The organism is Prevotella jejuni (assembly GCF_900187995.1).
Classification (GTDB): domain Bacteria; phylum Bacteroidota; class Bacteroidia; order Bacteroidales; family Bacteroidaceae; genus Prevotella; species Prevotella jejuni.
Map to the genome: position 1 here is coordinate 60,306 of NZ_FZNZ01000021.1, position 7,930 is coordinate 68,235.

The 7,930-nt window shown below is 38.5% G+C and carries 4 protein-coding genes and 2 pseudogenes; all 6 read left to right on the forward strand.

Translation table 11 applies throughout. The annotated features are described in order from the left end of the window. Positions 1 to 56 precede the first annotated feature (56 nt). The 6 genes and pseudogenes from CHB62_RS09165 (at position 57) to CHB62_RS09195 (ending at position 7,906) form a co-directional block, all read left to right on the forward strand. A pseudogene (locus tag CHB62_RS09165) lies at positions 57 to 1,358 on the forward strand (IS1380 family transposase). Between the two features lie 253 nt (positions 1,359 to 1,611). After that, a pseudogene (locus tag CHB62_RS09175) lies at positions 1,612 to 1,812 on the forward strand (ATP-binding protein); the annotation flags it as partial. Between the two features lie 706 nt (positions 1,813 to 2,518). Then, the gene (locus CHB62_RS09180; RefSeq protein WP_141240416.1) at positions 2,519 to 2,785 is read left to right on the forward strand and encodes a hypothetical protein; all 267 of its coding nucleotides are present in this window, start codon (positions 2,519 to 2,521) and stop codon (positions 2,783 to 2,785) included. A 19-nt stretch (positions 2,786 to 2,804) separates the two neighbouring features. Continuing rightward, positions 2,805 to 4,043, forward strand: coding sequence for a VapE domain-containing protein (locus CHB62_RS09185; protein ID WP_089366595.1), 1,239 nt, complete (start codon positions 2,805 to 2,807; stop codon positions 4,041 to 4,043). Between the two features lie 661 nt (positions 4,044 to 4,704). Beyond that, entirely contained in the window at positions 4,705 to 7,191 is a 2,487-nt protein-coding gene (locus tag CHB62_RS09190; protein ID WP_089366596.1) for a P-loop NTPase fold protein, read from the forward strand. Between the two features lies 1 nt (position 7,192). After that, the gene (locus CHB62_RS09195; RefSeq protein WP_089366597.1) at positions 7,193 to 7,906 is read left to right on the forward strand and encodes a hypothetical protein; all 714 of its coding nucleotides are present in this window, start codon (positions 7,193 to 7,195) and stop codon (positions 7,904 to 7,906) included. The last annotated feature ends 24 nt before the right edge of the window (positions 7,907 to 7,930 follow it).

Here is a 7,930-nt window from a genome sequence, read left to right on the forward strand (position 1 = left end):
TCAGAAATTTCACCTATCTTGGTGCTGCAAACATAACAAGTAAGCAAAAATCTGATATGGCAAAGGTAGCAATTAAAAACGAGAATATCACTTCTTTCGGTGGAATTTATCACATTATGGACGTTTTCTCAAAGTTGGGCTTTGAAAAACTTACCGAATCTGTATTGGGCAAACGTGGAAATAGTGGCAAAGCATTCAGCTATGGGAGTATTTTCGGCTCTCTCTTCTTCAGCTACCTTTGTGGTGGAGAGTGCCTTGAGGACATCAATGTGCTTATAGGGCAGTTCAAGCAGAGACCTAATACGCTATTACCCGGTGCCGACACTGTGGGGCGCGGACTAAAGGAGCTTGCTGAAGAGAACATTGTCTACAAGAGCGAGACCTCCGGCAAGTCTTACAGTTTCAACACGGCAGAGAAGCTGAACACCTTACTATTACGGATAATACGGAGAATGGGGCTTATAAAGGTGGGCAGCCATGTTGACCTGGACTTTGACCACCAGTTTGTTCCTGCCCACAAGTTCGATGCAAAGTATTCCTACAAGCAGGATTTTGGCTATTTCCCTGGTTGGGCTTCCATTGGAGGAATCATAGTCGGAGGTGAGAATTGTGACGGAAACACCAATGTGAGAGTCCATCAGAAGGACACGCTCTGTCGCATTATGGACCGTGTAACCTCAGAACTTGGTGTGGTAATAGATCGTTTCCGTGCTGACTGCGGGTCGTTCTCAAAGGAAATCATACAAACCGTAGAGTAGCGCTGCAACACGTTCTACATTCGTGCTGCCAACTGCGGCAGTCGCTACGAGAATTTCCAACAGTTGAAGGAATGGAAAGACGTTGAGATTGGCTATGAGAAATGCGATGTCACATCCATCAGCATGGACAGCTTGATAGAAGGAAAGTCATACAGACTTGTCGTACAGCGTAGTCCTTTGAAAGACAAGGATGGCAAGCAACAGACGGATATGTTCGGAGTAATATACACATACCGCTGTATCCTCACCAATGACTGGGTGTCTACCGAGAAGGACATCATTACATTTTATAATGAGCGTGGGGCAAGTGAAAAGAACTTCGACATACAGAACAATGATTCCGCCTGGTCACATCTGCCCTTTTCCTTTATGGCTGAGAACATGGTTTTCATGATGGTTACCGCTATGCTGAAGAACTTCTATCTCTATCTCGTCCGTCATATCATCGAAAAGGTCAAGCCGCTGAAAAAGACAAGCAGACTGAAAGCCTTTATCCTGCATTTTGTCAGCGTGCCGGCAAAATGGGTGAAAACGGGAAGACAGAACGTTCTTAACCTATATACAAATAAAACCTACTACGCTGAAATCTTCATAGAATAAACAGTATTTCTTTGTAGTTATCATAATTCCCCATTGGTTTGGGTGGGGGATTTTATGCCTATGCAAGAACCAAGAACCCCAGAAAAATCCCAAATCAATGGATAAATACCAAAATGTCACGTCAATATATAAAAGTAGATCGCAAAGAATAATGCTGCGGAATTGAGGTTTATAAAGTTTGTCTTATAAATAATATATAACTTTGTAAAGCGAACTTTATAAGAACACATGTTTCTTATTAAATGTAATTTATATGAGTATTAGTAAAGATGTCATCAAACAGTGCCTGATTAGTAAGCAGCGTGAGGTGGATGAGGCGGATGAGGCGGTGATTGTAAACCGTCCCACAGACTTTGAAGAGAATGGCAATTATGTGATAGTTGGCGTGAGACATGCGGGTAAGTCGTATCTGCTGTATCAGCGTGTGCGACAACTACAGGTAGCAGGAAAGGGAATGGGCGTGATCACCGAGATACCCCTATGGCTAATCATCAACATCTAACATCTATCACCCAACACCCAACAATAGCTGTAATGTTCTGTGCTATCGGTTGACTTAATGTCTCTGTGCACCTTTGTGAAATCAGTTCTTCTGTGTAGTTCTGTGAGAAAAGAATAAAGGGAGAACTTGAGAGATAGCGGCCCCTCCCCCGAGGGGACGTGATCACCGAGATACCCCTATGGCTAATCATCAACACCTAACACCCAACAATAGCTGTAACGCTCTGTGCTTTCGGTTGACTTAATGTCTCTGTGCACCTTTGTGAAATTTGTTCTTCTGTGTAGTTCTGTGAGAAAAGAATAAAGGGAGAAAATGAGAGATAGCGGCCCCTCTCCCGAAGGGACGTGATCACTGAGGCTACCCCTCCTTCGCTGCTTGTGTTGAGAATGTATCCTTACCCCGATACCTCTATGGCTAATCATCAACACCTAACAATTAACACCCAACACCCAACAATAGCTGGCACGCTCTGTGTCATTGGTTGACTTAATTATATTTCGTAAGAAAGATAAAGAAAACTCTCGAAAAACTTGACAAGGGGTATGTCTGTGTATTATCTTTGCAGATAGAAATCAGGAAGGCGATAGTATGGTAGACGTGATTAATCTACATACTGATGTCGTCTTCTTTTTTGTTTTATTCTTAAATCATTCTTTTTATGTTTACAGATTTTCCTAACATGCCCAAAGGCTGGGCAGTGTGCGTTATGCACGATTGTATGCATGTGGAACGGGACCTGCATTATTCTATTGGTAAGGTGCCCGTTTTCCATCAACGTTCAGCAATGGTTGTCGCCCTTCCTGTGGGTTTGGGTGATAGCTGTAATATGTTTCATGCTATGAAGAAAGAACGAGAGGTATGGGAACTTTTACAACTCTTCGATGATGAAAAGTATTACCCAACTCGTAAACCTGTCAACTCGTAAACTCGTCAACTTATTATATATGAAAAATCTTAGAAGTGTTAAAGCTGAGAATCAGCATAACAAACGGTCTAATAGACTGAAGTATGATATAACTCGTCGTCTGCTCGACTATCTCGAACGGAAGTATGAGATGCGATATAATACGGCCTTGGGATGTGCAGAAATCCGAAAGGCAGGGAGTGATGAACCTTTTGTGCCTGCGGATGAACGGATGCGCAACACAATTGCTATCAAGGCGCGTCTTGATGGGATTGATGCGTGGGATAAAGACATCCGACGATATACGGAGTCGGGCTTTGTCAAGGTTTTTAATCCTGTGGACGATTTCCTCAAAAGACTACAAGGGCGATGGGGCGGAAAGAATCATATTGAGGCGCTGGCAGACTGCGTTCCTAATGATAATGCACGGTGGGCAGAATGGTTCCACACGTGGTTTCTGGCGATGGTGGCACAATGGATGGGCTTGGATAATGCACATGGCAACAGTGTTGCACCGCTACTCATCTCACAACAAGGCTATCGGAAGTCTACCTTCTGCAAACGCTTGCTGCCCGAAGTGTTGCAGTGGGGCTATAACGATAATCTTATCATGAGTGAGAAGCAGAATACGCTGAGGGCAATGACACAGTCGCTGCTGATAAACATTGATGAGTTCAATGCCCTGTCAGCAAAGACGCAAGACGGTTTTTTGAAGAATGTCATGCAGCTTGCAAGTATCAAACTTCGTCAGCCTTATCGTCAGCAGCAGCTCACGTTGCCACGTGTTGCCTCTTTTATTGCTACTGCAAACGTTTCGGATGTCTTTAGCGATCCCAGTGGTTGCCGTCGTTTTATTGCTGTCACGCTGACTGGTCCTATCCGCTTACCCGACCGCATAGACTATGAGCAGCTCTATGCGCAGGCTGTTGCCGAACTTGAGGCTGGTAGATGTTATTGGTTTGATGAGGCTGACACCCAAGAGATTATGGCGAATAACCAGCATTATCAGCAGCGCACTCCTGCCGAAGCCCTCTTTTTGGATTGTTTCTCTATCCCAAAGGACTTGACCAAGGGTGTTTACATGACTGCCGCCTCTATCTTCAGCCTACTTCGTCAGCGGTATGGCAGCCAACTGAACCTGACAAGCCTTTCCCATTTCGGTCGTGTCCTTGCCAATATCCCGAATCTCCATAGTAAGCATTCTTCGCATGGCACAGAGTATTTGGTAGCAGTACGTAGAAACGCAGCACAGTCTGGTCAGTCCAGCTTGAGTTGTTAGTTGCTATCTGAATGAGTTTTCAAAGTTGCTGTCACTACTGTCACTCGCATATACACCATAAGTAGTTTATAATCTGTTGTTTATGCGAAATGTTAAAAGTGACAGCAACTTTAAAACAAAACAAAGTAATATATTAATGCTATTAACCGTATAAAGTATTAATTAAAAAAATATTGGTTTATATAAAAAATTTTTATTTATTTATTATTGATATGAGTATTTTATATTATATTTGCAACGTGGTAATTAAACTAATGGAATGTGTAACTTAAAATCTAACTATTATAGAGAGTAAGTAAGGACATAAAATGCTATCTTGCTTAGACGATTGTTATGGTGGCAAAGATGTCCTTTATATTTGGTTTCTTGATTTTTTCTATGAACGAGAGATATTACCTGTTATAAAACTTTGGGATCTATCAAAACAAAAAGGATGGGAAGAAAGAACTGATTAGTGTCAGTTCCCAAATTAAATATTATTTTCAGAGAATATTTAGTGGTAAAAAAATCAAGTTCTTTTTATTTGTCAAAGGAATTCTCTATTTCAAAAAATGATATAGATAACTATTTACATTCTGTCTTGTGAAATTAACATTCTGAGTAATACTATATTGATGTTTATCTTTTATTATTAAATTATATAAATTAGAACCTTTAGCATATGAAATTAACATTTATAGATGGTGAAGAAAATTACCAAGTGATTGAGAATATTGAAGCAAGAGAAAACTCGATTTTTAAAGATCAATATGTAGTTGCAGACAAGATCTTTAACGACTTGATGAAAAAAGGTAATAGTAGGAAGTATTGTAACGTATTGGCTTTCTGTGGAGATCGAGGCTCTGGAAAGACTTCCTGCATGATGAGTTTTATTAAGCAACGAGTAGATGTAGATAACTCCAATTGTTTCTCACTGCCAGTTATTGATCCTTCGTTCTTCGATGAAAATCATAATATAGTAGAATTGGTTATTGGGCAGATGTATGCTGAAGTACAAGATCAGAAAGGTGCTAATAACAATTATAACTCTGATGTAAGGGATGACTTGATAATCCTTTTCAACAGCGTGATGATTTATTTGAAGTATCTTGCCAAACCAGATCAAAAGGAGAATTATTACGATGGTTTGCAAGAGTTGGAAGCTTTGTCAGTAGGGCTAAAGCTGCAACAGGAAATACAACAGTTGTTTGGTAAGTTCCTTGAGTATGTAAATAAGGAAACTCTAGTAATTACCATTGATGATCTAGATTTGAATACCAATGGTGCATACATTATGGCAGAACATGTCCGAAAGTATTTGACGAATGAGAAGTCAATTATCTTGCTTAGTGTTAAAATTGAACAACTAATAGATGCTGTTGACATTACAATACAAAGAGAACAAAATGGAAAGAGTTTAGAAAGTTATGAGATGGCGGTTAAGTATGTAACAAAACTTATACCTGTCAGTAGCAGAGTTAATATGCCTGGATTGGAGGAATATTGTAATAAAGAACTCTCTTATACGTTTAAAAATGATGATGGTCAAGAACTTAATGAGGATTATCATTCTGTTAAGGAGGCTGTGACTCACTCTATATTTTGGAAGACTGGTTATCTATTTTATAATAGCAAAGGTAGAAGCTCTTTAATAGTGCCGTCAACATTAAGATCTCTTAGGCAACTACTCCACATGCTACATGGAATGTCTCTGCGTGATAAAACTAAACCAGAAGAGCATAAACAGAACCAACGACAATTCAAACGCTATTTCTTTAATACATGGGTTCAACAATTAGATATAAAGGAAAGGCGAATTGCTCAGAGAATAGCTAACCTATCTTCAGATACAAGTTTTAATAAATCGGTACTTGCAAATCTGTCAACTCTCAGTATCTTGAGTGAAAACAATAATTTTCGACCATTATTAGATCCTGCTAATTATTCGCATAATGTATCGCTGGGTGATGTAATGAACGTATTGGAATATCTCAGCCAAAATGAGAATGATAAACAATTGCAAATGCTAGTGTTCTTTATACGTTCGGTATATTCTATTAAATTATATGAGAGTTATGATTATGTAACTGAGGATATCAATAAAAACCTATATCCAGAGAATGAGAATGCTGTAGGAGAAATATATTCGTCTGATGCAATATTTGAACATACGAATAACATTCAAAGAGTTGTAAACGGGCAATATTTTAACTTTGCTCTAAATAGTGTATTGCCACCTCAATTAGTCGAAGGTGCAGAGCCCCAAAGTCGAGATAGAAGACTTATTAACGGAGATGAGTTGATAAAAAGTATAAAAGAACTTGGATCTAATCGTAAACCTGAAGAAGAAGTATATCAGACTAAGTTTCGATTGATGGAATTTTTTATGTTGACGGTAAGCCATTTGGTAAATATAAAGAAAAGGACTGACAACTGGGATGCTAAATCTAATTCTGCAATACCTTCTTATATGATGCCATTTAATTCTGGAGCAAAGAATATGGTATTTGATATTCTTGCGCCCTTCTATAATTTGTTAAATACAAGAGCAACTTATTCGAGATTTGACTCACATTTTTGCCCAACAGCAGATGATGTAACTATTTATGATTTTGCTTCTCAACAGAAGTGGTCGTTGCTCAATTTTATTCAACGGAAGAATGGTAGGAACGCTAATGATTATGATGATGAGAAACATGCATCTTTATCAGATATAGTTATCAGAAATGCTGAAGTTCTTAGTGCTTTGATGGAATTAATACGAGTAAACCGTTTCAAAGGTTATTCCTCTTTGAATGTAAAATGTATAGAAGAGTTTTATGATAGTATAAGGAATTCTAGGATGCGTACCTATCCTCGTTCGCATGATGAACGTCCTTATGAAATAAGTTTTTCTTTCTTGTCAGCATTTCATGATTTACTTGAGGAATGTAATCAAGATGATTTTGATAATATATATGGACGAAAATTAAATGTAAAGAATATAGTGGAGGAATTATTTCCTTCTCAGTCTTATGCTCAAAGTACGATTTTGAATACACTCAGTACAGCACTTAAAGATGTGTATAAGAAACTATCAAGGCAAGAATGGAAGCAACTATTCCCTAAAGATCAACGTCATAAACGCGACCATATTATCGAAATCATTAACCATACTCAAAGAAATTAAAATGGATTTACTCCAATCAGCTATTCGTACATTGTTCTATGATGTAAATATTGAAAGAATATTTCAAGATATAAAGAATGACAGTTGTACATTTTTGAAATGTGATTTCGCCTCTTTGTCTGCTTGGACGACGCAAACTTTCACGCGGTCAGAATTGGCTTTACTTCAAAGCTACATAGTTCAAAACACAATAGAGGTGACGCCTAAATGGCATCATTCTATGCGATTATTAGATCTTTTCATAAAAAGATGTTTGGAAAGAAATAATATTAATTTACCCGTGGTTAAGTTTGATAAACTTCAATATTGGAGAAGTTTGTCATTGTTATTGGGAGAAGATTTGTTAACAACTTATTTTCTAGCAAGTAATGTAAAAGATAATCCTATCAATTCCTGTGATTGGCCCAACATCATCGGTCATAACGAAGAGATTATTAATAATGTTCTGAAAAAAAGTTTATGCGATGTTCATGCTCATCTAAAAGCTTCAGCAGATATATTTGAATTGACATGGTTAGATTTTATGAATATAGCTATCAATAGGGATGAGAGTTATCGTAGTGTTCAAAATCTTGCTGATGTTAATTTACAATCAAAGCGTGAAGAAAAAAACTGCTCTTTCCGAAGAATGGTTCAGATAGCTGTGCAAGTTCCAAAACGAAGTGCAATAAAAGAGTGTCCCTCTCCGAGAGATGCAGACGTTCTCGACGCGTAGCGAGAGGTTGTCTGCATCTCTCGG